The sequence below is a fragment of the Acidovorax sp. NB1 genome (genome assembly GCF_005405905.1).
GTDB lineage: Bacteria > Pseudomonadota > Gammaproteobacteria > Burkholderiales > Burkholderiaceae_C > Acidovorax.
In genome coordinates, this window is record NZ_BJHU01000005.1 from 254,355 (window position 1) to 279,576 (window position 25,222).

Here is a 25,222-nt window from a genome sequence, read left to right on the forward strand (position 1 = left end):
AGCATATACTTGCTTTTGTCAATTAATTAACTGACAAAGGCATTCATGAGCAACATCTCCCCTGCCCCTTCGGCCTCCGCCTCCGTACCTGCGAGCGCCGTGAAGGCTGTGCGCCGCTTCAACCGCTTCTTCACCCGTCGCATTGGCGTGCTGGACCCGTACCTGGGCAGCGATCTTTCGCTCACCGACGTGCGCGTGCTCTATGAACTGGCCCACCGAGAGGCCCCCGTGGCCAGCGAACTGGCGCGGGAGCTGGGGCTGGACGGCGGCTACATGAGCCGCATCCTGCGCAGGTTCGAGCAGGCGGGATGGATCAGCCGCAGCACCAGCACACAGGACGCGCGGCAAAGCGTGCTGGCGCTGACGGCGGCCGGGCGCGCGGTGTTCGAGCCCCTGCAGCAGCGCTCGCGCGACGAGGCCACCGCCCTGCTCGCCCCCCTGCCCCCAGCGCGCCAGCAAGAGGTGGTGGACGCCATGGAGCGCATCGAAACCCTGCTGGACCCGGCGTCAAGCGCAGCAACGCCCACCCGCATGGCGGTGCTGCGCGACCCCGTGCCCGGCGACATGGGCTGGGTGGTGCAGCAGCATGGCGAGATCTACTGGCGCGAATACGGCTGGGACAGCCGCTTCGAGGCGCTGGTGGCCGACATTGCCGCGCAGTTCTTGCGCAAGTTCCAGCCCGAATGGGAGAAGGCCTGGATCGCTGAGCTGGACGGCGAGCGCGTGGGCGCGGTGTTTGTGGTGCGCAAATCCCCCACCACGGCGCAGTTGCGCATGCTGATCCTGGCCTCCAAGGCACGCGGGCTGGGCCTGGGCGCCCGGCTGACCGACGAATGCCTTGCATTTGCGCGCGCCAAGGGCTACAAGAAGATGGTGCTGTGGACCAACAGTTGCCTGACCGCCGCCCGGGGCATCTATGCCCAGCGCGGCTTCCGCCTGACCAAGTCCGAGCCCTACGACGGCTTTGGCCAGCAACTGGTGGGAGAAACCTGGGAGCTGAAGTTGTAGCTAAAGCAATGACGCGCAGGCACCGCACACCCCACAAGGCCACCACCATGACTCCCAACCCCCGCCCCACCATCCGCCAGGTCACGCCCGAGGATGATTTGGAGCGCCTGACGGCGCTCATCCACGCCGCCTACGCCCCCCACGCCCGGCTGGGCCTGCGCTACTGGGGCACCCACCAGTCGGTGGAAGACACGGCCAAGCGGTTTGCATCGGGCACCGGCCTGGTGATGCTGGAGGCTGGCGAGTATGTGGGCACAGCCACCTTGCGGCCACCCCAGCCGGATTCCACCGTAGCGCTGTACCGCGACCCCACGGTCTGGTCGCTGTGCCAGTTCTGCATCAGCCCCCAGGCCAAGGGCCGGGGCTATGGTAAACAATTGCACGCCTATGCCACCGCGTTTGCCAAACAGACAGGGGCCCGCACCCTGGCGCTGGATACGGCCCAGCCTGCCGCAGCCTTGATCGCGATGTATGAATCCTGGGGCTACGAGGTGGTGGGCGAATGCGACTGGCGGCCACTGACCAACTACACCAGCGTGCTCATGGCACGCAGTCTGGTGGACCAGCCAGGCGACAGCGGCACGGGCGGCGGCTGACGAAGCAGGCAAACAGGCCCCAAGAAGCGGCAATGGCCCCCAGGAGGGCCATCGGTGGCAAAACCGGGACAGGGCCCAGCACCGCTTACCACTCGCCGACTTCCCGCACGCGCTGGGCCAGGTCGGGGAAGTCGTCTTCTTCCTGCACCGGTTCGTTCACCACAGGTGCCACCATGGGCTTGTGGGTGTCGGCCGGGGCAGACCGCGACATGAACCGGCCAAACACCTGGTTGGCAAAACGGGGAGGCACGGGGGCGGAGAACGGGGTGGCAAACATGGCAGTTCCTTTTTTTCGGGTGGGCCTGGTGCTTTCAAAAACGTAGCATCAGCGTAGGCCACCACAACAGCTGGGCAGTGTAGGAATGCACGCCGCTCTGGCGTGTGACAGAACGCACACTCCCGGCCCCGGCGCCCATCCCACGGCACCATGAGGACACGCTGCGTGACATTCGTCACACAACACACGCCGTACACTCACTGCCCCATGCCCCAGACTCTGGCCGCGCCTGCGCACAGCGAACTCATCATCAAGAAAAGCCGCTTCATCGGCTGCGTGCAACCCATGGCCGACCGCGCCAGCGCCCAGGCCGCCGTCGATGCCCTGTGGGAGCAGCACCCCGGCGCCGCCCACATCTGCTGGGCGCTGCTGGCGGGCGGCCAGTCGGCGGCGGTGGACGACGGCGAGCCCGGCGGCACCGCTGGCCGCCCCATGCTGGATGTGCTGCGCCACCAGGACCTGGAAGGCGTGCTGGCCACGGTGGTGCGCTACTTTGGCGGCGTCAAGCTGGGTGCGGGCGGCCTGGTGCGCGCCTACACCGACAGCATTGCCCAGGCCCTGCTCACGGCCCCCAAGGTCACGCTGCAGCGCATGACCACCTTGCAGTGCCTGGTGCCCTATGCGCTGGAAGGCTTTGTGCGGCGCGAGGTCGAATCCGCCGGCGCCGAGCTGCTGGACGTGCAGCATGGCACGCTGGTGCAGCTGCAGATCCGTCTGCCCGAGGCGCAGGCAAGCATTTTTGTGCAGCGCATCAACGATGGCGGGCAAGGCCGTGTGGGGTGGACGGACAACCGATCCTGACCCGGGCATACCGGCCCGGCTACAGATGTAACACCCCTCAAGCCCGCCGCCGGGATGCCGATACAACGCCATTACCCAAGGAATCGCCATGGACGTCGCCCTCGCCAACAGCATCGTCAGCACCGCCACCAACCTGGCCAGCGCCAAGACGTCGGACGCGCTGAACATGGTGGTGCTGAAAAAAGCGCTCGACATGCAGGCCGTATCGGCCGCCACCATGCTGGATGCCATGCAGCAGTCCATGCCCCAACCCCAGTTGGCCACCAGCGGCACGCTGGGCACCAACGTCAATACATTCGCCTGAAGGGCGATTCACCCCGCCCGCGCGGCTCAGCGCAAACGCGCAGGCGACAGCCCTTCCACCCCCACGCCCTCGCGTACCAACTCTTCGGCCAGCGGCTCGCCCCGCAACAGTTGCCGCGCCAGCAACGAGGCGCCCGCCGCACTCTGAATCCCATACCCGCCCTGCCCGGCCAGCCAGAAGAAGCCGGGCACATGGTTGTCCCAGCCAATCACCATGTCGCCATCCGGCACAAACGAGCGCAGCCCGGCCCAGGTGTGCGACGGGCGGCGGATCTGGAACCGGGTCATTTCCTCGATGTGATAAATCCCGGTGGCCACGTCCAGCTCCTCGGGCACCACATCGTGCGGATGTGTGGGGTCGGCATTGGCCGGGGAGCCCAGCAGTTGCCCCGCATCGGGCTTGAAGTAAAAGCTTTCGTCGATGCCGATCACCGCAGGCCAGTGGGTGGCGTCCATGCCCTCGGGCACCGGGAAGGTGAACGCCGTGCGGCGGCGTGGCTCCAGCCCGATGGGCGGCACGCCTGCCAGGCCCGCCACCACATCGGCCCAGGCACCCGCAGCGTTGACGACGGTGGGGGCGGCAAACACCCGCCCGTCGGCCAGCGCCACCTCCCACGCATCTCCAGCGCGGCGCACGGCGGTGACCTCGGCGTGGGTCAGCACCTGGCCGCCGCGCTGGCGCAGGCCACGGAGGTAGCCCTGGTGCAGGGCGTTCACGTCGATGTCGGCGGCCTCGGGTTCGCTCATGCCGGCGGCCACGGCCTCGGGCTTCAAGCAGGGCAGCATGGCCAGCAGCTCGGCCTGCTGTACCCACTGCACATTGGGTGACGTGGCATGCGCCTCGTCGTAGGTCTGCTTGAGCAGATCCAGCTGGTCCGGCCCGGCCACATAGACCACGCCACGGGGCGAGAGGAGGGGGTCGGCGCCAAACTCGGGCGGCGGCGCATCGTAGAACGCGCGGCTGGCCCGGGTCAGCGCCTGGATGTTGGGCGTGCCATAGGTCGCCATGTAGAGCGCAGCCGAGCGACCGGTGGTGTGGTAGCCGGGCTGCGATTCGCGCTCCAGCAGCAGCACGCTGGCGCCTTGCCCTGGGGCACCCGGCTGCACCAATTGCCAGGCCACAGAGGCCCCGGCAATGCCCGCGCCAATCACGATGGTGTCTACAGTTTGCATGGTCGGAGTCTCCTGTTCAAACCGCCGACACCTGCGCGGCCGATGCAGCACGGTCGTCGCGCGGCAGGCTGTGGGCGTCGCGGGGGTCGGGCGCGCTGGTCACGATGGAGGTCAGCGCGGGTTCGGCATGGGTTTGTATTAGTTTGGCGATGTCGGGCCGGGGCCGGGCCAGCCCTGCAATGCCCTTGAACGCCTGCTCCAGCGCATGCCCCACGCCCAGCGTGTGCCGGTCGGCGCGAAAGCGCCCCACGATCTGCAAGCCAAACGGCATGCCAGCGTCGTCCAGCCCGCACGGCAGGCTCAGCGCCGGGTGGGTGGTGAGTGTGGTCACATAGGTCAGTGCCAGCCAGCGGTAGTAGTTGGCCTGGGGCTCGCCGTTGATATGGCTGGCGAACAGCTCGGTCCATGCGAACGGCGACACGGGCGTGGTGGGCGCGAGGATGACGTCGTAGTCCTCGTACAGCTTTTGGAACCGCGCCAGGATGCGCGTCTGCTCGGCCTGCGCCCAGGCGCTGTCCAGCAGCGTCATGGCGGCGCCCATTTCGTAGTTGGCGCGGGTGTTGGGGCCCAGGGTGGCGGGGTCGCGCTCATAGGCCTCGCGCGTGCTCGCCACAAAGGCCTCGGCGCGCAGCACGTCAAAGCAGCGGTGCACATCGCCCAGGTCGATGTCGATGGCGTCGCAACGGGCAAACAGGTGCTTCATGGCCTGCACCTTTTTACGGAACACGGCGCGGATACCGTTGTCCACCGCGCAGGCGCCGAAGTCTTCGGTGGTGGCCACGCGCAAGCGGCTCAGGTCCACCGATTCGGGCAGGAGGAAACTCATCGGGTCCAGCGGATAGCTCAGCGGGTCGCCGGGCGACATGCCCGCCGATGCGGCCAGTTGCAGGCAGGCCTCTTCCACCGTCCGGCCCATGGGGCCAACCACCGAAATAGGCGTCCAGCCCAGCAGCTTGCGCGAACTGGGCACCACGCCGGGCGAAGGCCGAAAGCCCACCACGCCACAAATGGACGCCGGAATGCGCAGCGACCCGCCTGTGTCCGAGCCCGTGCACACCGGCAGCATGTCGCACGCCAGCGCAGCGGCCGAGCCGCCCGACGAGCCCCCGGCGTTCAGGTTGGGGTTGAACGGGTTGCCCGTGGCGCCCCACACGGTGTTGCGCGAATTGGCGCCTGCGCCCATCTCGGGGATGTTGGTCTTGCCCGTGACGATGGCGCCCGCCGCGCGCAGGCGTGCCACCAGCACGTTGTCCTCGGCCGGAATGTGCTCACGGTAGATCTGTGATCCATAGGTGGTCAGCAGGCCCGCCGTGGCCTCCAGGTCCTTCACGCCCATGGGCAGGCCATGCAGCAGGCCCAGTGGTTCGCCGCGCAGCACGGCTTGCTCGGCCGCCTTGGCCTCGGTGCGGGCGCGGTCGTAGCAGGTGGCGGTGACGGCATTCACATGCGGGTTCACCGCCTCGATGCGGGCGATGCAGGCGTCGAGCAGCTCCACCGGCGAAATCTCGCGCGTGCCGATGTGATGGCGCAGTTCGTTGGCGGTCAGCTCAACCAGGGCTTCGGGGCTTGTTGTGGTCATCTCGGGCTTGTCTCCTTGTTCTGGTCCCACGGGTTCAGTCTGCGGTGATAGCGGCACGCTGTGCAATGGCGCGCATCAGCGGCAACTCCTTGTCAATCAGCTCGGCCAATACCTTGGACGAAGCATAGGACGGCTCGAACCCCACCGCGATCATCTTGTCACGCGTTTCGGGGTCTGACACCACCTGGGCCAGCGCCAGCTCCAGCCGCGACTTCACGGCCGGCGGTAGCCCACGCGGCGCCACCATGGCCAGCCAGGTGTCCATCTCCAGGCCCGGGTAGCCACTCTCGCCCAGCGTGGGCACCTTGGGCAGCAGGGCCGAGCGTTTGCCCGAGGTCACGGCAATCGCTTTGATCTTGCCGTCCTTGAGCTGCGGCAGCGCAGCCGATACGGTATCGACGGTGAACGGGATCTGCCCGCCGAGCAGGTCGGTCATGGCAGGCGCACTGCCCTTGTAGGGCACATGCTGGATCTTCAGGCCCGCCGCGTGGAAGAACATCTCGCCCGCAAACTGCGACGTGGTGCCCGCACCAAACGAGCCATACGAATACTTGTCAGGCCCGGCCTTCACCATGGCCACAAACTGCTTCACATCTGCCACCGGCACATCCTTGTTGGCCAGCAGGATCAGCCCCGTGCGCCCGGCGATGCCAATGGGCTCGAAGCTTTTGACCGGGTCGTAAGGCAGCTTGGCGCGCACGGCGGGGTTGACGGTGAAGGTGGTGCCCGAACTCATGAGCAGCGTGTAGCCATCGGGCGCAGCCCGCGCCACCGACGTCGCACCGATCACCGTGCCCGCCCCCGCACGGTTGTCGATCACCACGCTCTGGCCCAGCTTGTCGCCCAGCTTTTTGCCGATCAGCCGACCCAGCACATCGGTGGCGCCACCGGGCGGGAACGGAATCACCAGCGTGATCGGCTTGGTGGGGAAGGCCGCTTCCTGCGCCATAGCGGGTGCCCACGCGGTGGGGCCGAGGGCTGCACACAGTACGGCGGACAAAAGCAGTTGCTTGCGGTTCATGGCGTGGCTCCGGACAAAAGGTGGAAAAGAAAGAGAGAAACGAACAAAGACGAAAGGCGCGTGCGATCAGCCCTGCGCAGCCAGCACGACACGCCCGCGCTGCACAAAGCCCTGGTACTGCGCATCAGGCACCAGCAGGCCGCCGGTGGTCCACACCAGGTGCGTGGCCTGGTGCAACACGACGTCAATACCCGTGCTGCGCAGCCAGGCCTGCCCGGCCGTGGTGCCCGTCAGCAGGGCCGGGCCGCTGAAGCCAGCGGCGGCCGAGGGCTCGATGCGCTCGCCCAGGGCATCCAGCACCAACACCAACTGGGCAAACAGGGTGTCGTCGGCCACAGTGAACACGCCCGACAGCAGTGGCCGCATCAGCTCGGCCGCCAGCAGGGATGCACGTGGCACGGCCAGGCCGTCGGCCTCGGTGCGGTTGGTCAGGCCCCAGTCGTACACCGATGGGTGCTCACCCACACCTTGCGTTGCATCGGCCATCATCTGCACCATGAAACACGGCGACTGCACCGGCTCTGCAAAAAAGCAGTGCACATGCGGCCCCAGCACCTGCCGCAGGCCAAAGGTGATGCCCGCAGGCGCGCCGCCCACGCCACAAGGCAGGTAGACGATGAGCGGGTGCTCGGCATCCACCGCCACGCCCTGCTCGGCCAGCTGCTTTTGCAGGTGCAGCGCCGCTGCGCTGTAGCCCAGCAGCAGCGAGAACGATTGCTCGTCGTCCACAAAGTGGCACAGCGGGTTGCTGGCCGCCTCGGCACGGCCTGCGGCCACGGCGCGCTCGTAGTCGCCCGCGTGCTCCACCACCAACACGCCGCGCTGGCGCAGGCGGTCTTTCTTCCACTCCTTGGCATCGGCCGACATGTGCACCGTGGCCTGGAAACCCAGGGCCGACGCCACCACGCCAATGCTCATGCCCAGGTTGCCGGTGGAGCCCACCGCCACCTGGTAGCGCCCGAGCACCTCGCGCGCCTGCGGCGTTGCCAGCGCGCGGTAATCGCCGCCGGGCTGCACCAGGCCGTGCTGCAGCGCCAGCCCCTCGGCAAACTCCAGCACCTCGTGCATGCCGCCCCGCGCCTTGATGGAGCCCGCGACGGGCAGGCTGTGGTCGGCCTTGATGAACAGGCGGCCTTGCCCCTCGGCCATGCCCAGCGCGGGCTGCAGCGCCGTAGCGGGCAGCAGGGGCGACTCCACCACGCCACCTGTTGCGGCCAGCTCGGGGAACACCTGGGCCAGCAGCCCGGCAAAACGTGCCAGACGCGCCGCCGCTTCTTTCGTATCATCCAGACTAATAGTCCTGCCCAATGCGGACATCGCTGCGGCAGGCTGCGCCTTGCGGGCTGCGTTGGTCCACAAAGCAGGCTGGGCGTTGCGTAAGCGGGCAGCCAGCAAGGCATCCACGGCAGATTGGGTCCTGGCAGTCGTCATGGCATCTGTGTCTCGAAGAGTGTTGCCCCCATTCTTCGCCTGTCACGCCACCATCACAAACCATTTATATTGAGCGAAACATTAGTATTAATAATGGATATTCGCCTCTCCCCTTCCCTGCTCGCCTGGCTGCGCAGTTTTGATGCAGCGGCCCGCCACGGCAGCTTTACCAAGGCGGCGGCCGAGCTGTGCATCACCCAGGGCGCCGTGAGCCAGCAGGTCAAGCAGCTCGAAGACTGGCTGCGCCGCCCGCTGTTCTTGCGCACGCCGCGCGCGCTGGTGCCCACGCCCGAGGGCAAATGGCTGGCCGTCGTGCTGCGCGAGAGCTTTGACGCCATCGAAAGCACCCTGGCCCAGATGCGCCAACCGGCCGAGGCCGCCACCGCCACGCTGAGCTGCTCGCCCTCGTTTGCCATGAGCTGGCTCACGCCCCGGCTGGGCGACTTCTTTCGCCAGCACCCGCACACCGGGCTGCGCGTGTTTGGCGAGTTCCACACGCTGGACCGCACCCGCATGGTGCGCGACGGCGTGGAAGCCGCCGTGCGCTTTGACCTGGGCGGCTACCGCGACCTCAACGCCACCGTGTTCCTCGACGAATGGCTCATCCCCGTGGCCAGCCCCGAGTTCCTGGCCCGGCACCCGCCCATCACTACGCCCGAGGATCTGCACGGCGACTGGTTGCTGCACGACGGCAGCGCCTGGGACGGCGCCGACACCTACGAAGAGTGGCAACACTGGTTTGCGCAAAGGGGCGCTACGCCCCCACCCTGGGCGGGCGGCCAGCAGTTCAACCTGTCGCAACTCGCCCTGGGTGCCGCGCTCGCAGGCCAGGGCATTGCCATGGGCCGCGCCGCGCTGGTGCTGCAGGACGTGAAGGCCGGGCGCCTGGTGCCGCTGCTGGGGCGCAGCGTGCCATCGCGGGCTGCGTATTCGTTTGTGACCACCACCCACCCCAGCCCAGCGATGGAGCTGGTGCGGGAGTGGCTAGTGGAGGAGGCCCGGCGGTTCGGCGCCGAAAGGGCGCAGGTGCTGAAAGCGCCAGCGGTATGAAATGCGGTGGGAGCAGAAGGTCTTGGTCTTCGGAATATCAGTGTTTTTGGCCACTCGCGCTTGACAGGAAAGCGCCACCAGCTATTGTTTTTGATGCATCCCAACACACCGGGGCTGCGGTGCTCCACCCGGCTGCTTCACACCATCGGCAAGGCGCTCGTACCTCTGCGTTACAACACGCATCGCCTCGTTAGACTCCCCAGCGCACCCCGTCACGGCACTCACACCTTCACGCATGACCTCTGCCAGCCCCGACACCACCACAGCCGCCGCACACGCCTTCATCCAGCGCTGGCAAAACAACACCGCCAGCGAGCTGGCCACCGCACAGAGCTTTGTGATGGACCTGTGCGATCTGCTGGGCGTAGCCAAGCCACACCCCACGCCCGAGCATGACTACATGTTCGAGCGCCCCGTCACCTTTGCCCATGGCGACGGCAGCACCAGCGCCGGGCGCATCGACTGCTACCGGCGCGGCCACTTTGTGCTGGAGGCCAAAAAGCTCAAGGCCAGCAGCCACACCAAGGGCTTTGACGACGGCCTGCTGCGCGCCCGCAGCCAGGGCGAGGCCTACGCCCGCGCCCTGCCCGCAGCCGATGGCCGACCGCCCTTTGTGCTGGTCGTGGACGTAGGCACCGTGATCGAGGTGTACGCCGAGTTCAGCAAAACCGGCGGCACCTACACCCCCTACCCCGACCCACGCAGCCACCGCATCGCCCTGGCCGACCTGGCAAAACCCGAGGTGCAAAACCGCCTGCGCCGCATCTGGACCGACCCAGACAGCCTCAATCCCGCCCGGATCAGCGCACAAGTCACCCGCGACGTGGCCGAGCTGCTGGCCCAGCTGGCCAAGTCCCTCGAAGGCAACAGTGCAAACTACAAACAAAATCAGGCCCTACCGACCGACCACAAAGCCCAAGTAGCTCCTGAAACCGTAGCAGCCTACCTCACCCGCTGCCTGTTCAGCATGTTTGCCGAAGACGTGGAGCTTCTGCCCAAAGGCGCCTTTCTAGGCCTGCTGCAAACCCACCGTAACGACCCCGCCACGCTGCAGCAGATGCTGCGCATTCTGTGGGCCGACATGGACCGGGGCGGCTTCAGCGCCGCGCTGGCCAAGCCCGTGCTGCACTTCAACGGCAAGCTCTTCAAAGGCGCCGGGGAAGACGGCTACAGCCTGCTGCTCACCCCCGAGCAGGTCGATTTGCTCATCGCCGCCGCAAAGTGCAATTGGCGCGAGGTGGAGCCCGCCATCTTCGGCACCTTGCTGGAACGCGCCCTGGACCCCACCGAGCGCCACGCCCTGGGCGCCCATTACACGCCCCGCGCCTATGTTGAGCGCCTGGTGCTGCCCACCGTGATCGAGCCCCTGCGCGCCGACTGGGCCAACGCCCAGGCCGCTGCGCTGGTGCTGGCGCACGAAGCCGCCGCGCTGCAAGGCAAGGCGATGGAAGCCAAACTGGCCGAGGCCCGCGCCGAGGTCAAAAAATTCCACCACCAGCTGTGCACCACCCGTGTGCTCGACCCGGCCTGCGGCAGCGCCAACTTCTTGTATGTGACGCTGGAGCACCTCAAGCGCCTGGAGGGCGAAGTCGTCAACCAGCTCGAAGCGTTAGGCCACACGCAAGACCAGCTTGGCTTTGAAGGCGAAACCGTCACCCTGCAGCAACTGCGCGGCATCGAGCTGAACGAACGCGCCGCCGCCCTGGCCGAACTGGTGCTGTGGATTGGATACCTCCAGTGGCACATCCGAACCCGCGGCAACGCCGCCGTGGCCGAGCCCGTGGTGCACAACTACGGCAACATCGAACGCCGCGACGCCGTGCTGGCCTGGGATGCGCAAGAACTGGCGTATGACGACGCAGGCCAGCTGCTCAGCCGCTGGGACGGCCGCACTTTCAAGACCCACCCCGTGACGGGCGAAAAGGTGCCCGACGAAGCCGCCCGGGTGCCGCAATGGCGCTACGTGGGCGCCCGGCAGGCGCAGTGGCCGCAGGCGGATTTCATTGTGGGGAACCCGCCGTTTATCGGTAAGTCCGCAATGCGCGATGCCTTAGGCGACGGCTACGTACAAGCCTTGCGCAACGCATGGACTGAGGTTCCAGACAGCGCCGACTTCGTCATGTTCTGGTGGCACCACGCCGCACAGCAAGTCGCGGCTGGGCATGCGCGCCGAATGGGCTTGATCACCACCAACAGCCTGCGCCAGACCTTCAACCGCCGCGTGGTGCAGGCAGCACTAGACAAAGGCACGCACCTGGAACTGGCAATTCCCGACCACCCGTGGGTGGATGGCGCCAATGGCGCAGCCGTACGCATTGCCATGACGGTCCTCGCCCCAAGCGTTGGCGAGGGCAGCTTGATGACCGTGACCAGCGAGCAAGCGGGAGAACACGGTGAGATGGCAGTGGCGCTACAGGAGCGCGGTGGATTGATCTACGCCGATTTGAGCGTGGGCGCCAATGTGGCGGCAGTACAAACGCTACGCGCTTCGGAAGGTCTGTCTAGCAACGGTGTCATGCTAGCGGGGAGCGGTTTCATCGTGACGGCCGAGCAAGCGCAGGTGCTTGGCCCATCACCCTTAGTTCGGCCTTATCGCAATGGCCGCGACCTCACTGCCGAACCACGAGGCGCGCTCGTAATTGATGCTTTTGGTCTCAGTGCGGAGGAACTACGCACCCGCCACACCGGCATCTACCAATGGCTGCTGGAGCGCGTCAAACCTGAGCGCGACGCAAATCGTGATCAGCAGTTCCGCGAGAAGTGGTGGCTTCACGGCAGATCGCGTGGCGAAATTCGACGGGCTCTTGCTGGGTTGCCTCGCTACATCGCCACCGTTGAAACCGCCAAGCACCGTGCCTTCCAGTTTCTGGACGCCAGCATCCTGCCCGACCACATGCTGATCGCGATCGCGTTGGAAGACGCCTTCACCCTTGGCGTGCTCTCCAGCCAGTTGCACATCGAATGGGCGCTGGCCACGGGCGGGACGTTGGAAGACCGCCCCCGTTACAACAAATCCCGTTGCTTCGAAACCTTCCCCTTCCCCGACGAAGACACCGGCCTGACCCCGCAGCTGCGCGAGCGCATCGCCCAACTGGCAGAGCAGATCGACGCCCACCGCAAGCGCGTGCTGGCGCCCGAATCCGGCAACACCGGCCTCACCCTCACCGGCATCTACAACGTGCTGGCGGCGCTGCGCGAAGGCCGCGCGCTCACCGCCAAAGAGAAAACCCAGCACGCCCAGGGCCTGGTGGGCGTGCTGCGCGAGCTGCACGACGAGCTGGACGCTGCCGTGCTGGCGGCCTACGGCTTGCCCGCTGCGGCCACAACCGACGACATCCTGGCCCACCTGGTGCAGCTCAACACCCAGCGCGCCGCCGAAGAAGCCCAGGGGCGTGTGCGCTGGCTGCGGCCCGACTTTCAGAATCCGCAAAATTCGCTGCAAAAACAGGAGCATCTCCCGCAAGAGCAACAGGCGGAAGAGGCTGATTCGGATAGTGAAAAACTACTATCAAAATCAGAGCAAACCAAAACCACCCAGCACCCCTGGCCCCCCACCCTGCCCGAGCAGGTGCGCGCCGTGGCCCACGCACTGGCCGCCAGCCCCGTCCCGCTCACCCTGCCCGCCATCGAGGCCCGCTTCAAAGGCCGTGGGCCATGGAAGAAGGGCCTGCCCACGCTGCTGCAAACGCTTGAGGCTCTGGGCCGGGCGCAGACGGTGGCTACCGAGGGTGGTACAGCCTGGCGCGGCTAGCCCGCACAGCGCCCAGCCAAAGCGAAGCGCCCTACAACAACGCACATCACCAGAGGAACCATGAGCAACGCGCTGCAACCTGTTTTCAACATGCTGTTGTCCACCCTGTCGTGGCTCATCCCTCTGATGCTGGTGGTGTCGATCTTGCGCACCCCGTGGGCCAAGGGGCACATGGGTGAGTGGTTTGTGCGCTTCATGCTCCGGCTGCGCCTGGACAAGGCGGTGTACTTCCCGCTGCACAACGTCACCCTGGCCACGCCGGACGGCAGCACGCAGATCGACCATGTGATCGTGTCGCGCTTTGGCATCTTTGCCGTCGAAACCAAAAATATGCAGGGCTGGATTTTTGGAAACGAACGGCAGGCCGAGTGGACGCAAAAGATCTACAAGCGCACCTTCAAGTTTCAGAACCCCCTGCGCCAGAACTACAAGCACACCAAAGCGCTGGAGGCCATGCTGCAGGTACCGCCTGACACCATTCACTCGGTCATCGTGTTTGTGGGCGGCAGCACGTTCAAAACCGAGATGCCCGCCAGCGTGACGTATGGTGGTGGCTGTGCGCGGTTCATTCTGTCGTTCACACAACCGGTTTTCAACGACCAACAAGTGCAGGACTTGGTGCTGCAATTGCAAACCGGCCGACTGGCCCCCACCCGCGCCACGCATGTGGCCCATGTGCAGCAACTCCAAGAGCGCCACGACCCCAATGCGGAGCGCAAATGCCCTGCATGCGGCAGTGCAATGGCCCTGCGCACCGCCAGGGCGGGTGCGCAAGCTGGCAAACAGTTTTGGGGATGCTCAACGTTTCCAAGGTGCCGTGTCATGCAGAAGCTCTGAACAACGCGGAGGTGTGCGCCTCCATTCGGGCAGACGTTCAGCTTGCAAATCACAAAGTCCCCTGCGCGGCGCACAGGGTCGGGCTCTGGTTGTCGATGGTGCGCCTTCGGCGATGGATTGGCGCCCCCACCGCTTCTGCGCACAATCCGGTGCCACCACGCCCTTCTGCCCGGCCCGCCGCACCATGAGCCTCTCCACCGTCCTCAAGATCGCCATCGCGCTGCTGATCGCTTTTTTTGCCATCGAGAAGCTGCGGGTGCGCCGGGCCGACCAGCGGCTGCGCAGTCCGGTGAGCACCGCCCAGCAGCCGTTGGCCGAAAGCCCCGTGCAGACGGCCACGCGCGAAGCGCCGTTTGTGCGGGAGGGGTATGAGATCAAGCCGCTGGCGAACTTTGCCGTGCGGGCGCGGGTACTGTCGCGCGAGGACTATGTGCTGGGCCGGGAGGCCGACCTGTCGCGCACCGACCTGGCGCTGGGCTGGCAGCGCATGGCCGACCCGGCGGTGTATGGGCCGCTCAACATTTCCCAAGGCGGACGCTGGTACCGCTATTCCTGGCGCGACCAGCCGCCCATCCCGCTGCAGGAGATCATCGAGTCGTCTGCCAACATGCACATGATTGCGGCCGACGCCACGGTGGAGCGTGCCTTATCCAAGGTCCGCAAAGGCCAGTTTGTGCGCATCACCGGCAAGCTGGTGGAGGTGAGCCACGCGAGCGGCTGGCGCTGGACCAGTTCGCTCACCCGCAGCGATTCGGGCGCCCGCGCCTGCGAGCTGGTGTGGGTGGAGTCGCTGCAGGTGGAGGACTGATGGGGTGAGTGGCGTTGGGGCACAACCCGCACCGCTTCGAAATCAGTAGCTATCAGCCCATGACCATAGCGCGCAAACCGGGTTTTTTGTTGAAATCCCCAGCACACCGTACGGTCAGCGCGCCGCCTTGTCGGCCCAGCCCGGATACTGCGGCTGCAAGGTTTGCCCCACGGGCAGACCACCGGACTCCCTGAACCCCAGCAAAGGACGCCCATGGCCAAGATCCTGGAAGTGAAGTACGAGCACCAGGCCGATGCCCGCGTGTGCGAGGTGGCCCACAAGAGCCAGGCCGACCTGTGCTGGCACGAAGTGCACTACCCCGCACAGGCCAGCGGCGACGCGATCTGGTTCATGGTGGCCTACGCAAACCAGGCCAGCTTCAAGGTCTTGCGCGTCAAGCACGCCAGCCTGGCGGACCTCAAGATCTTCAAGGTGGCCACGCCCGAGGAAGCGGGCTGGAACACCAAGGACCACTTGCTGATCGGCAAGCTGGGAAAGTAACCGGGCCAGCAACCAACCTGGGCGGCCAGCTCAGCTCAACCCCCCACGCACTTCTGCACCTGCTCGCCCAGGCCGGTGGCCCCCAGGCGCATCACATCGCCGGGCTTCAGGAACCAGGGCGCAGGCTTCTGGCCCAGGCCCACGCCAGCGGGGGTGCCGGTCAGGATCACATCGCCCGGCTCCAGCGTCATGAACTCGCTGATGTACGACACCACCGTGGGCACATCAAAAATGAAGTTGCGGGTGCTGCCGTTCTGCACGCGGCGGCCGTTCACCTCCAGCCACAGGTCGATGGCATGCGGGTCGCCCACCTCGTCGGCCGTCACCAGCCAGGGGCCGATGGGCGCAAAGGTGTCGTGGCTCTTGCCCTTGTCCCACTGGCCGCCGCGCTCCATCTGCCAGGCGCGCTCGGACACGTCGTTGGCCAGCACATAGCCCGCCACATGGTCCAGCGCCTGCGCCTTGGCCACGTTGCGGGCGCGGGTGCCGATGACGATGCCCAGCTCCACCTCCCAGTCGGTCTTGACCGCACCGGCAGGGATGCGCACATCGTCGTGGGGGCCGCTCAACGCCGTCACGGCTTTCATGAAAAGCACGGGCTCAGCGGGCGGCTGCAGGCCGGCCTCGCGCGCGTGGTCGGCGTAGTTCAGCCCCACGCACACGATCTTGCCCACGCCACCCACCGGGCTGCCCAGGCGCGGCGAGCCATAGACGGGCGGCAGGCGGCTGGCGTCGATGGCGGCCAGGGCCGACAGGGTGCGCGGGTTGAGCTGGGCCGGGCCGATGTCGGGCAGCAGCATCGACAGGTCGCGCAGCGTGCCGGAGGCGTCCAGCAGGCCGGGGCGCTCGGCGCCGGGCTGGCCGTAGCGGATGAGTTTCATTGCGGGGAGTCCTTGTGGATCGGTAAAAGGGGCAACGGCAGCGACAGAGACCACAAAGCGGCCCGCTGCGCCCATCACGCAGCATAGCGGCCGACAGGCCCGTGCGCTGCCGCAAATCGCAGCGCCCGCCTTGCCAACACGCGACGCCTGCACCCAGGCGGCTGCCCGCGCACAGCGCTCGGCACGCGTAACATCGCACACGGGCTGCCAAACGCATGACAGCCGCAGCCATTACTCCTGATTTGATAGCTTATACCGCAATACAGATGCGCGGTAACGGCCATTTTTAGCCCTATTCGCCATGGCCACCGCCGCCAACCCGACATCCCCGCCCCCCGAGTCCCCTCCCCGGCCCCAGCCGCGCAACCCGGCCGACCTGTTCTGGTCCTTCACCTGGCTGGCCCTGCAGGGCTTTGGCGGCGTGCTGGCCGTGGTGCAGCACGAGCTGGTCGAGAAAAAGCGCTGGATGACCAACGAGGAGTTCGTCGAAGACTGGGCCGTGGCGCAGATCATGCCGGGCCCCAACGTGGTCAACCTCAGCATCATGATCGGTGACCGTTACTTTGGCCTGCGTGGCGCGTTCGCTGCGCTGGCAGGCATGCTGACCTTCCCGCTGATCCTGGTGCTGGCCCTGGCCGTGGTCTATGCCGAGTTCTCCAGCCACCCGGCCGTGGCCGGTGCGCTGCGGGGTATGGGTGCCGTGGCGGCGGGGCTGATTGCGGGCGTGGGCATCAAGCTGTTCGCCTCCATCAAGAACCACCCGCTGGGCCGCGCCCTGTGTGTGGCCTTCACGGTGTTGACCATCGTGGCCATGGTGGTGCTGCGCTGGCCGCTGTGGTGGATCCTGCCGGTGATCGGCGGCGCCGCCTGCCTGCTGACCTGGAGGAAGCTCGCGCCATGACCAGCACCGCCCTCGTGCTCAGCCCGATGGACTGGCTGAACCTCTTTCTGTACTACATGTCGCTGTCGTTGCTGGCCGTGGGCGGCGCCATTGCCACCGCGCCCGATATGCACCGCTTCCTGGTCGAGCGCCAGGCCTGGCTCACCGACCCGCAGTTCAACGCCTCCATCGCCATCGCCCAGGCCGCGCCCGGCCCCAACGTGCTGTTCATCGCCCTGCTGGGCTGGAACGTGGGCATCAATGCGGGCGGCCCAGGCCTTGCAGGCTGGCTGCTGGGCGCGCTGGGCATGGCGGTGTGCATGCTGGGCGTGATGCTGCCCAGCAGCCTGCTCACCTGGCTGGCCACCCGCTGGGGCCACCGCAACCGCGAACGCCGGGGCGTGCGCGCCTTCAAGCAGGGCATGGCCCCGGTGGTGATTGGCCTGCTGCTGGCCACCTCGTGGGTACTGGCCCGCGCCCACGGCGGCCCCGCCGAGGCCTGGCCCCTGTGGCTGCTGAGCGGCGCCACCGTGCTGCTGGTGTGGCGCACCAAGCTGCACCTGCTGTGGATGCTGGGCGCAGGGGCGGTGCTGGGGGCTTTGGGCTGGGTGTAGCCGAAAAAAAGCCCTCCCGCCAGGTCAGCTGATCCGGCGCCCGTGCTCCGCGTACACCGCCAGGTAAATGGCGTCCGAACCGATGTACGGCGCCTTGTTGCCAAAGCCCACGTTGAAATCGCCAAACGACAGTGCACGGATGCTGGCCAGACCTGCGCGCAGTCGTTCGCGCGTGGGTTCCTTGCCTGCGTTTTTCAGGCCCTCGATCATGATCTGGGCGTTGAGCCAGCCTTCGAGTGCACTGCCGCTGTTGAGGTAGGCTGCGTCGCCGCCCGTGGCCTTCATGGTGCTCTGGAACTTGCGCACCACAACCGACTTTTGCGAGTTGGCATCGGGGAACACCTGCACCAGTGCCAGGCCCCGTGTGGACGCCGCCAGCTTGGGCAGTTCCGACGAGATCACCGTGACCGACAGGCCCGCCAGCGGCACACCCTGGGCCTTGGCACGGAAGGCCTGCACAAAGGCCGTGTTGGCTGTGCCCGTGGTGGCCAGCAGCACAGCGCCGGGGCGCTCGGCAGCCACCTTGTCAGCCAGCTCGGCGCCGTTCTTGCCGTCCACGGCCAGCGCGAACTCGCCACCGCGCTCGACCTTGATTTCATCGAGCGCCGCAGACATGTCCTTGAGCACTTCCTTGCCGAAGGGGTTATCCAGGTAAACCACTGCAATGCGCTTGAGGCCCATGTCCACGATCTGCTTGACCAGGCGCTGGGTTTCTTCGCGGTAGGTGGGGCGCAGGAAAAACACATGCTTGTTGCCAGGCACGCGCAGCGAGGTGGCGCCCGTGACGGGCCCCACGGTAGGGATGCCCTTGGACTCGACGAGCGGCAGGATAGAGGCGGTGTTGGCCGTGCCCAGGGGCGAGATCAGCGCAAACATCGACTGCGCCTCGATCATTTCGGTCACGTTCTTGAGCGTGCGCGCGGCCACGTAGCCGTCGTCCTTGGCATCCACTCGGATCTCGCGGCCATGCACGCCGCCTGCGGCATTCACCTCGGCAAACGCCGCCTTCATGCCTGCCAGCTGCTCGATGCCGGCCTGGCCCAACGGGCCGGTGAGCGCGATGGAGCAGCCCAGGGTGATGGAGCGGGCGGTCAGCGCTTCTTCAGCGGCCAGGGCGTGGTGGGCCCAAGTGGGCAGACCGGTGGCAGCGACAGCCTGGGTGGCGCGCAGCAGAAATTGACGACGGCTCATGGTGTGCAGGGCGGATAAAACAAAGGTGGCGCAGGCTACCGGCCGCTGCGCCACCGGGCTGTCCGCTGCGCGACAAAAGGCGCCGCACGGGGCGGAAACCGGGGGTTTTCACCGAGCAGGCTGGTCAAGCCCGGGCCCGCAGCGGGGCCCTTGTATCCTCTGCTGAGCTGCTCAGCAGCCCAGCAGTTGCGGCAACAAGCTGGCGGCCGTGCCGCGCAGCAACGCGTGTGCGGCGCCATCCAGCTCGCTGGGGGCGGGGTTCAGCACCACCACCTGGGCGCCCGCTGCCCGCGCCTGGTGTGCCAGGCCTGCTGCGGGGTAGACCGCGCCGGCCGTGCCCACCACCAGCATCAGCTCACACTGCGCAGCGGCGTTCTGCGCCGCTTCGAGCGTGGCCCGAGGCAACGCCTCGCCAAACCACACCACCCCAGGGCGCACCAGGTTGCCACAGCGGTCGCAGTGGGGTGGGCGCCCGGCCACGGCATGGTCGAGGTGGCAGCACGGGCGGGGGGGGTCGAGCCAGCGGTTGCTAACGATGTCGCCGTGCAGGCACAACACACCTGGGCTGCCTGCGCGCTGGTGCAAGCCGTCCACGTTCTGGGTGATGAGGGTGAGCCTGCCCGGGTGCTGCTGCGCAAAACGGGCCAGCGCATGGTGCCCGGCGTTGGGTACGACATCGGCGAGCAGGTCGCGCCGGTACTGGTACCAGTCCCACACGCGCTGGGGATGGGCGCGGAAGCCCGCCTCGGTGGCCATGTCTTCGGGGCGGAACTGCGCCCAGTAGCCGGTCTGCGCGTCGCGGAAGGTGGGCACGCCCGATTCGGCGCTCACGCCTGCGCCGGTGAGCACGGCGATGTGTCGCGCCTGCTGGACCCAGGCGCGGACAGTTTGCAGAATCTGTGCGTCCAAGAGCTGGGCCTCAACTTCTTCTTGCTGCGCGTCATTCAACCAGCAGCGCACGAAACTGGCGCGTGCCCAGACCAGTGCCCCCGCGCAAGGGCCGCCCCGCCGCGCTGGGGGCGTCCCCTCGGGGGGAAGGCGCGATGCGACTCAGGGGGGTCAAGATCTCTGGCGCAGGGCCTCGTACAGGCACACGCCGCTGGCCACCGAGACGTTCAGGCTTTCCACGGCACCCTTCATGGGGATGCTGACCAGCTCGTCGCAGGTCTTGCGTGTGAGCTGGCGCATGCCGTCGCCCTCGGCGCCCAGCACCAGGGCCACGGGGCCTTTCAGGTCTACCTGGTAGATGGTCTTGGGCGCATCGTCGCTGGTGCCGATGCACCAGATGTTGCGCTCCTTGAGTTCGTTCAGGGTGCGCGCGAGGTTGGTGACCATGAAGTACGGCATGGTCTCGGCCGCACCGCTGGCGACCTTGGCCACGGTGGCGTTGATGCCCACGGCGTGGTCCTTGGGGGCGATGACGGCGTGGGCGCCAGCACCATCGGCCACACGCAGGCAGGCGCCCAGGTTGTGCGGATCGGTCACGCCGTCGAGCACCAGCAGCAGGGGCTGTTCGATGCCAGCGGCTTCCAGGTCTTCCAGCAGCTCATCCAGTGAGGTGGCAATCTTCACTGGCTCCACCCTCGCGGCCACGCCCTGGTGGCCGTGGCTGCCGGCCAGCTTGGCAATGCGCACGCTGTCGGCTTCGATGAGGCGGGCACCGGCCTCGCGGGCGCGGTCGAGAAACTGGCGCATGCGGGCGTCGCGCCGCGTGGCTTCGTAATAAATCTCGATGATGGACTTTGGCGCGGTCTTCAGACGCACGCCCACGGCGTGAAAGCCGAAGAGAACTTTGGGGCTGGACATGCGGGGATTATCCGCTGGCCGCAAGGCCACCCATCACTGCACTATGAATTTAATAGCTATCAAGGCAATACCATCGCGCGGTAGCGGCCAAAAAAGTTCAAATTTTTCGCCTCAGACGACGCGCCCCGCGTCGATGGTGATGCGATGCTCGCACTGCGCAGCGATGGCCCGGTCGTGGGTGACAAGCACCAGCGTGGTGCCCTGCTCGCGGTTCAGCTCGAACATGAGCCGCATGATGGTCTCGCCCGTCGCAAAGTCCAGGCTGCCCGTGGGCTCGTCGGCCAGCAGCACGGCGGGCTGCACCACAAAGGCCCGCGCCAGCGCCACGCGCTGCTGCTCGCCGCCCGACAGCACCTTGGGGTAGTGCGACAGGCGCTGGCCCAGGCCCACGCGGGCCAGCATCTCGGTGGCGGCCTTGCGCGCGTTTTTGCGGATCTCGGGGCGGTTGGACAGCTCCAGCGGCAGCATCACGTTCTCCAGCGCGGTGAGGTTGCCCATGAGCTGGAAGCTCTGGAACACAAAACCCACCTTCTGCGCGCGCAGGGCGGCGCGGGCATCTTCGTCCAGCGCAAACAGGTCGTGGCCGTCCAGCCGCACCGTGCCGCGTGTGGGGGTGTCGAGCCCCGCGATGATGGAGAGCAAGGTGCTTTTGCCCGAGCCCGAGGCCCCCACGATGGCGGCGGTTTCCCTGGCGGCCAGGCGGAAATCGATATCCCGCAGAATGTCGAGCGTGCCGGTGGAATCGGTCACCGACTTGAAGACATGCTCCACGGCGATGATGGGGGTTGCAGACGATGCCTGCGGCAGTGGGGAGGATTCGGACATGAAAGGATTTTTGCTTTGATTCGATACCTGCGTCGGCGCCACTTTATCGTGAGCGCAGCCACCGGAGCACTGGTGGGGCTTTGCACCCCGGCCGCCCTGGCCCAAACCAAGGCCCCCGCCACGCCCGCCCGCACTCCCCTGCTGCTGGTGCTGGGTGATTCGCTGAGTGCCGAATACGGCCTGGCGCGCGGCACGGGCTGGGTGGCTCTGCTGGAAAAACAGTTGGCACAAGACAAGCTGAATATCACTGTGGTCAACGCCAGCGTGAGCGGCGAAACCACCTCGGGCGGCCGATCGCGCCTGGCCGCCCTGCTGACCCAGCACAAGCCCACCCATGTGGTGATCGAGCTGGGCGGCAACGATGCCCTGCGTGGCCTGCCGCTCAAGAACACCGAGGAAAACCTGACCTGGATGACCCAGGCCGCCCAAAAGGCGGGCGCCAAGGTCTTGCTGGTGGGCATGCAGGTGCCGCCCAACTATGGGGCCGACTATGCGAACAAGTTTGCGGGTTTGTTTACCACCGTGGCGCAGGCCCAGAAGGCAGCCGTGGTGCCCTTTCTGCTGAAAGGGGTAGCGGATGGGCCGGACCCGACCCGCCTGTTCCAGCCTGACCGCATCCACCCACGCGCCGAGGCGCATCCGCAGATGCTGGCCAATGTGTGGCCGGAACTGAAAAAGCTATTGCGCTGACGCCAGATACAGCCCGTCAGGCGCTGGCGGGGCCCCCAGGCTGGCCGGGGGTGCCAGCGTCGCCGGCAGGCTGGTCGTCTGCCGGCTGATCCCCCTGCGGCTCATCCGGCCTGCGGTGCGCCTTGGCCCTCAGCTTCTCTTCTTTTTTTTGTTTTTTGGCGAGTTCGCGCTGGCGCTTTTCGTATCCGTAGTTAGGTGTTGCCAAGGTAATTGCTTCCTGAAGTAGAGGCCCACTGTAACAGCATGCTCATTGGAGCCGACTCCAAGAACCAGCTCAAAGCATCACGCCGCAGCAGGCGGTGGTGGCGTGACCCGTGACACCGCCGCGCGGTAGGCATGCCAGCTGGCAAAGCCCAGCACCGGGCCCGCCAGCAGCAGCCCCACACCCCAGAACCAGAGCGAGGCCACAACGAGGATGGTGATGAGTGCCCCCCACAGCAGCATGACGAGGGGGTTCTCCAGCACCACGCGCATGCTGGTGATGCCGGCAGTGAGCGCGTCGGTGTCGCGGTCCAGGATCATGGGGATGGACACCACCGAGGTGGAGAACACCAGCGCAGCAAACACCCCGCCCACCACCGCGTACACAGCCACGAAGCTCCAGTTCTGGGGGTTGAACACCGCCTGGAGCACCCCCGTGGTGGACGGCATGCCGGTGTTGAAAAACACCGCAAACACCACCAGCGACGCACGACCCCAGAGCAGCTCCAACACCACCAGCACCAGCACCAGCATGCCCATGCTGCCCATGTGGCTGTCCCAGCAGGTGAGGGATTCACTCAGCTCTGGTTTCAGGCCCGCCTCACGCCGGCGGCTGGTGTCGTACAGCCCCATGGCCAGAAACGGCCCCAACAACAGGCAACCGCTGGCCATGGACATGGTGTATTCGGGCCGGGTGCGGAACACCCAGCCCAGCACCACCGCCATGCCCCAGAAACACACGCCATAAAACGCCGCAATGCCCGGCGCGGTGCGCACGTCGTCCAAGCCCCGCATCAGCCATCGGAAGGGATCGGCCAGGCGCAGCGGCTGCAACAGCACAGGCTGGGCCGTCTGGGCTTTGACGCGGTTGGCAATGGCCTCGGCCTGCCGGGCTTCTGAGGCGTCTGGCGTGCTGAGCGTGTCCGGTGTGGGCTTGGAGGATGTCGCAGTCATGCCGCCACACTAAGCCCGCCCGTTCGGCTGCGCCACTGAGGAAAGCCCGTAGCCCGAACGGCGTCGGCCGCTGGGGCTGAGGCCGAATGCAAGCTCAGGCGGCGGGGAAAGCCCCCTCCATCGCCTGCTGCAGGTCGCGCCGCAGGTCCTCCACCGCCTCCAGCCCGATGGAAAAGCGCACCAGCGTGCCCGGTTTCAGGTGGGACGAAGGGCGGCTGCGCATGCTGGCGATGGTGTAGGGCACCACCAGGCTCATGGGGCCACCCCAGCTGTAGCCCAGCTTGAACAGGCGCAGGCCGTCGCAGAACGCATCCACCTGCTGCTGGGTGTAGCGCGCGTCGATCATCACGCTGAATAAACCCGCCGCGGCGCCCTGCCCGCCGTCTGCGGCACCACACAGGGCCTTCCAGTGGGCATGGCCGGGGGCGTCTTCCAGCGCCGGGTGCAGCACCTGGACGATGGCGGGTTGCTGCTGCAACCAACGCGCCAGCGCGCGGGCCGCTTCGTCGTGGGCGCGGTAGCGCAGGCCGATGCTGGGCAGTGCCCGCAGCACGGCTTCCGCGTCGTTCGCGCCCACGCCCAGGCCCAGCCGCATGTGGGTGAGCTTGATCTTCATGTGCAGGCCCTGGTCGCGCGTGAGGACGCTGCCCATGAGCACATCGCCCCCACCGCTGGGGTACTTGGTGAGCGCATGGGCAGAAATGTCCACGCCCAGGCTGCCGTCGCCCGTCAGGTCAAACGGCGCAAACGCCAGGCCCGCGCCCCAGGTGTTGTCCAGCGCGGTGGTCACGCCGCGTGCACGGCAAATGCGCACCTGCTCGCACAGGTCGGGGAACTCCATGCTCACCGAGCCCGGCGCCTCCAGCCACACCAGCCGGGTGGCAGACGTGATACGCGCGGCCAGGTCGGCCGGGTCCAGCGGGTCATAGAACGCATGGGTGACGCCGAAGCGGGCCAGCTCGCCATTGGCGAAGTCCTTGCCGGGGCCGTAGGCGTTGTCGGGGATCAGCACCTCGTCGCCGGGCTTGAGCAGGGCCAGCCCCACGTTGGCGATGGCGGCCAGGCCGCTGGGCACCAGCACACACTGCAGGCCGCCTTCCAGTGCGCACAGGCGCTCTTCGAGGATGAAGGTGGTGGGCGTGCCGTGCAGGCCGTAGGTGTAGCCGCTCTTGTCCTTCCATTCGCGCGATCGCATGGCCGCGACGTTGGGGAAGATGACAGTGGACGCCTTATAAACCCCGGGCTGGGGGGCTTCAAAACCGGTGGGCGGCAGGTAGTCGTGGTGAACGAGGCGGGTGGCGAGATCGGTGTCGTGGTCTTTCATGGCGGCCATGGTAGCGCGCCGCCCAGGACAAGCCTGGGCGGCGCGGTGCCTGCGGGCTGCAACGGGTTTAGCTGGCGCTTACCACCAGCTGGTTGTTCACAGCGGTGACGCCGCTGATCGCCTTGGCAATGGTCTCGGCACGGTCACGGGCCACGGTGGAAGGTGCAGGGCCATTCAGCGTGACCTTGCCATTCACGGTGTCCACGTTGATCTTGACGGCGCTCAGATCGGGGTCCTTGGCCAGGCCTGCATTCACCTGGGCGGTGATGGTGGCGTCATCAATCGCCCCCTTGGCTGTATCGGCGGCCTGCTTGGCTGTTGCTTCGGCGCTTGCCGCGCCCTTCTCCATCTTGGTTTCCGCGCTCTGCATCGCGGCCTCGGCCTTGGCGCGGGCATCGGCAGCGGCCTGCTCGGTCTTCTCCACAGCCGAGTCAAGCCGCTGGCCCACGGTGGGCTCCTCGGTCTTGCTGCAGGCTGCCAGGCCCAGGGCCAGTGCGCTCACAGCCAGCAGGCTGGCAACGCGGTGGGCGGGGTGGAAGTGGGTGGTCTTCGATGTGTTCATGCTGTGACTCCTTGCGGTTGAAACATGGGCCCCACTTTAGGCAGCAGCACGCGGCCTGCGGGTCGGACAGGGCCGAAGTGCCTGTAGGACGGAGCCGGGACACACCGCCGGATTTCCCCCGACCCATCCCTGCAGAGCGGCCTTGACACGCGACAATC

26 protein-coding genes are annotated in these 25,222 nt (G+C 66.8%); 12 read left to right on the forward strand and 14 right to left on the reverse strand.

All coding sequences use genetic code 11. The annotated features are described in order from the left end of the window. Positions 1-45: 45 nt before the first annotated feature. Together AvAM_RS02455 and AvAM_RS02460 are read left to right on the forward strand one after the other, a co-directional pair. Positions 46-1,008 (forward strand): helix-turn-helix domain-containing GNAT family N-acetyltransferase, encoded by a 963-nt coding sequence (locus AvAM_RS02455; RefSeq protein WP_137745569.1) that lies wholly within the window; start codon positions 46-48, stop codon positions 1,006-1,008. 47 nt (positions 1,009-1,055) lie between these two features. After that, positions 1,056-1,604: a GNAT family N-acetyltransferase gene (locus AvAM_RS02460; RefSeq protein WP_137745570.1), complete on the forward strand. Its 549-nt coding sequence runs from the start codon at positions 1,056-1,058 to the stop codon at positions 1,602-1,604. Between the two features lie 85 nt (positions 1,605-1,689). Here the strand turns inward: AvAM_RS02460 and AvAM_RS02465 are convergent, their stop codons facing one another. Further along, complete coding sequence (locus AvAM_RS02465; RefSeq protein ID WP_137745571.1) at positions 1,690-1,881, reverse strand: hypothetical protein; 192 nt, start codon at positions 1,879-1,881, stop codon at positions 1,690-1,692. A 207-nt stretch (positions 1,882-2,088) separates the two neighbouring features. Between AvAM_RS02465 and AvAM_RS02470 the strand changes: the two genes are divergently transcribed. Together AvAM_RS02470 and AvAM_RS02475 are read left to right on the forward strand one after the other, a co-directional pair. Next, complete coding sequence (locus tag AvAM_RS02470; RefSeq protein ID WP_137745572.1) at positions 2,089-2,682, forward strand: YigZ family protein; 594 nt, start codon at positions 2,089-2,091, stop codon at positions 2,680-2,682. A gap of 88 nt (positions 2,683-2,770) precedes the next feature. Further along, positions 2,771-2,986 carry a YjfB family protein gene (locus tag AvAM_RS02475; protein WP_094286290.1) on the forward strand — a complete coding sequence of 72 codons (216 nt, stop codon included), beginning with the start codon at positions 2,771-2,773 and terminating at the stop codon, positions 2,984-2,986. A gap of 26 nt (positions 2,987-3,012) precedes the next feature. On the opposite strand, the gene AvAM_RS02480 is transcribed toward AvAM_RS02475, so the two are convergent. From AvAM_RS02480 to AvAM_RS02495, 4 genes are all read right to left on the reverse strand, one after another. After that, positions 3,013-4,158 carry an FAD-binding oxidoreductase gene (locus AvAM_RS02480; RefSeq protein WP_137745573.1) on the reverse strand — a complete coding sequence of 382 codons (1,146 nt, stop codon included), beginning with the start codon at positions 4,156-4,158 and terminating at the stop codon, positions 3,013-3,015. Positions 4,159-4,174: 16 nt separating this feature from the next. Then, the gene (locus tag AvAM_RS02485; RefSeq protein WP_137745574.1) at positions 4,175-5,737 is read right to left on the reverse strand and encodes an amidase; all 1,563 of its coding nucleotides are present in this window, start codon (positions 5,735-5,737) and stop codon (positions 4,175-4,177) included. Between the two features lie 34 nt (positions 5,738-5,771). Beyond that, positions 5,772-6,758, reverse strand: a complete 987-nt coding sequence (locus tag AvAM_RS02490; RefSeq protein ID WP_137745575.1) for a tripartite tricarboxylate transporter substrate binding protein — start codon at positions 6,756-6,758, stop codon at positions 5,772-5,774. Between the two features lie 66 nt (positions 6,759-6,824). Further along, positions 6,825-8,189: a D-serine ammonia-lyase gene (locus AvAM_RS02495; RefSeq protein WP_137745576.1), complete on the reverse strand. Its 1,365-nt coding sequence runs from the start codon at positions 8,187-8,189 to the stop codon at positions 6,825-6,827. Between the two features lie 93 nt (positions 8,190-8,282). Between AvAM_RS02495 and AvAM_RS02500 the strand changes: the two genes are divergently transcribed. The 5 genes from AvAM_RS02500 to AvAM_RS02520 all read left to right on the forward strand — a co-directional run bounded on the left by AvAM_RS02500 (position 8,283) and on the right by AvAM_RS02520 (position 15,136). Then, positions 8,283-9,239, forward strand: coding sequence for a LysR substrate-binding domain-containing protein (locus tag AvAM_RS02500; RefSeq protein ID WP_137745577.1), 957 nt, complete (start codon positions 8,283-8,285; stop codon positions 9,237-9,239). A gap of 235 nt (positions 9,240-9,474) precedes the next feature. Next, a complete protein-coding gene (locus AvAM_RS02505) occupies positions 9,475-12,990 on the forward strand; it encodes a DNA methyltransferase (protein ID WP_137745578.1) in 3,516 nt (1,171 codons plus the stop codon). Between the two features lie 90 nt (positions 12,991-13,080). Beyond that, positions 13,081-13,827 (forward strand): nuclease-related domain-containing protein, encoded by a 747-nt coding sequence (locus AvAM_RS02510; protein WP_137745579.1) that lies wholly within the window; start codon positions 13,081-13,083, stop codon positions 13,825-13,827. A gap of 184 nt (positions 13,828-14,011) precedes the next feature. Then, a complete protein-coding gene (locus AvAM_RS02515; RefSeq protein ID WP_137745580.1) occupies positions 14,012-14,635 on the forward strand; it encodes a hypothetical protein in 624 nt (207 codons plus the stop codon). Positions 14,636-14,848: 213 nt separating this feature from the next. Continuing rightward, positions 14,849-15,136 carry a DUF6150 family protein gene (locus AvAM_RS02520; RefSeq protein WP_137745581.1) on the forward strand — a complete coding sequence of 96 codons (288 nt, stop codon included), beginning with the start codon at positions 14,849-14,851 and terminating at the stop codon, positions 15,134-15,136. 35 nt (positions 15,137-15,171) lie between these two features. Here the strand turns inward: AvAM_RS02520 and AvAM_RS02525 are convergent, their stop codons facing one another. Next, complete coding sequence (locus tag AvAM_RS02525; protein ID WP_137745582.1) at positions 15,172-16,017, reverse strand: fumarylacetoacetate hydrolase family protein; 846 nt, start codon at positions 16,015-16,017, stop codon at positions 15,172-15,174. Positions 16,018-16,318: 301 nt separating this feature from the next. Between AvAM_RS02525 and AvAM_RS02530 the strand changes: the two genes are divergently transcribed. Continuing rightward, positions 16,319-16,918: a chromate transporter gene (locus AvAM_RS02530; RefSeq protein WP_137745583.1), complete on the forward strand. Its 600-nt coding sequence runs from the start codon at positions 16,319-16,321 to the stop codon at positions 16,916-16,918. After that, positions 16,915-17,511, forward strand: a complete 597-nt coding sequence (locus tag AvAM_RS02535) for a chromate transporter (protein WP_137745584.1) — start codon at positions 16,915-16,917, stop codon at positions 17,509-17,511. The genes AvAM_RS02530 and AvAM_RS02535 overlap by 4 nt, the downstream gene beginning before the upstream one ends. Positions 17,512-17,535: 24 nt before the next feature. Here AvAM_RS02535 and AvAM_RS02540 read toward each other — a convergent pair whose 3' ends face one another. The 4 genes from AvAM_RS02540 to AvAM_RS02555 form a co-directional block, all read right to left on the reverse strand. Beyond that, positions 17,536-18,702 (reverse strand): ABC transporter substrate-binding protein, encoded by a 1,167-nt coding sequence (locus AvAM_RS02540; protein WP_137745585.1) that lies wholly within the window; start codon positions 18,700-18,702, stop codon positions 17,536-17,538. Between the two features lie 171 nt (positions 18,703-18,873). Further along, entirely contained in the window at positions 18,874-19,611 is a 738-nt protein-coding gene (locus AvAM_RS02545; protein ID WP_249367892.1) for an NAD-dependent deacylase, read from the reverse strand. Between the two features lie 150 nt (positions 19,612-19,761). After that, the gene (rlmB, locus tag AvAM_RS02550) at positions 19,762-20,508 is read right to left on the reverse strand and encodes a 23S rRNA (guanosine(2251)-2'-O)-methyltransferase RlmB (RefSeq protein ID WP_137745586.1); all 747 of its coding nucleotides are present in this window, start codon (positions 20,506-20,508) and stop codon (positions 19,762-19,764) included. 111 nt (positions 20,509-20,619) lie between these two features. Next, a complete protein-coding gene (locus tag AvAM_RS02555; RefSeq protein WP_137745587.1) occupies positions 20,620-21,333 on the reverse strand; it encodes an ABC transporter ATP-binding protein in 714 nt (237 codons plus the stop codon). Positions 21,334-21,348: 15 nt separating this feature from the next. On the opposite strand from AvAM_RS02555, the gene AvAM_RS02560 reads away from it, so the two are divergent. Continuing rightward, positions 21,349-22,023 carry an arylesterase gene (locus tag AvAM_RS02560; protein WP_137745588.1) on the forward strand — a complete coding sequence of 225 codons (675 nt, stop codon included), beginning with the start codon at positions 21,349-21,351 and terminating at the stop codon, positions 22,021-22,023. Positions 22,024-22,039: 16 nt separating this feature from the next. Here AvAM_RS02560 and AvAM_RS25835 read toward each other — a convergent pair whose 3' ends face one another. The 4 genes from AvAM_RS25835 to AvAM_RS02580 form a co-directional block, all read right to left on the reverse strand. Beyond that, positions 22,040-22,228 carry a hypothetical protein gene (locus AvAM_RS25835; protein WP_137745589.1) on the reverse strand — a complete coding sequence of 63 codons (189 nt, stop codon included), beginning with the start codon at positions 22,226-22,228 and terminating at the stop codon, positions 22,040-22,042. A 77-nt stretch (positions 22,229-22,305) separates the two neighbouring features. Continuing rightward, positions 22,306-23,178, reverse strand: coding sequence for a DUF2189 domain-containing protein (locus tag AvAM_RS02570; RefSeq protein ID WP_249367893.1), 873 nt, complete (start codon positions 23,176-23,178; stop codon positions 22,306-22,308). A gap of 94 nt (positions 23,179-23,272) precedes the next feature. Further along, a complete protein-coding gene (locus tag AvAM_RS02575) occupies positions 23,273-24,511 on the reverse strand; it encodes a PLP-dependent transferase (RefSeq protein ID WP_137745590.1) in 1,239 nt (412 codons plus the stop codon). Positions 24,512-24,569: 58 nt separating this feature from the next. Then, entirely contained in the window at positions 24,570-25,064 is a 495-nt protein-coding gene (locus AvAM_RS02580; protein ID WP_137745591.1) for a BON domain-containing protein, read from the reverse strand. Between the last annotated feature and the right edge of the window lie 158 nt (positions 25,065-25,222).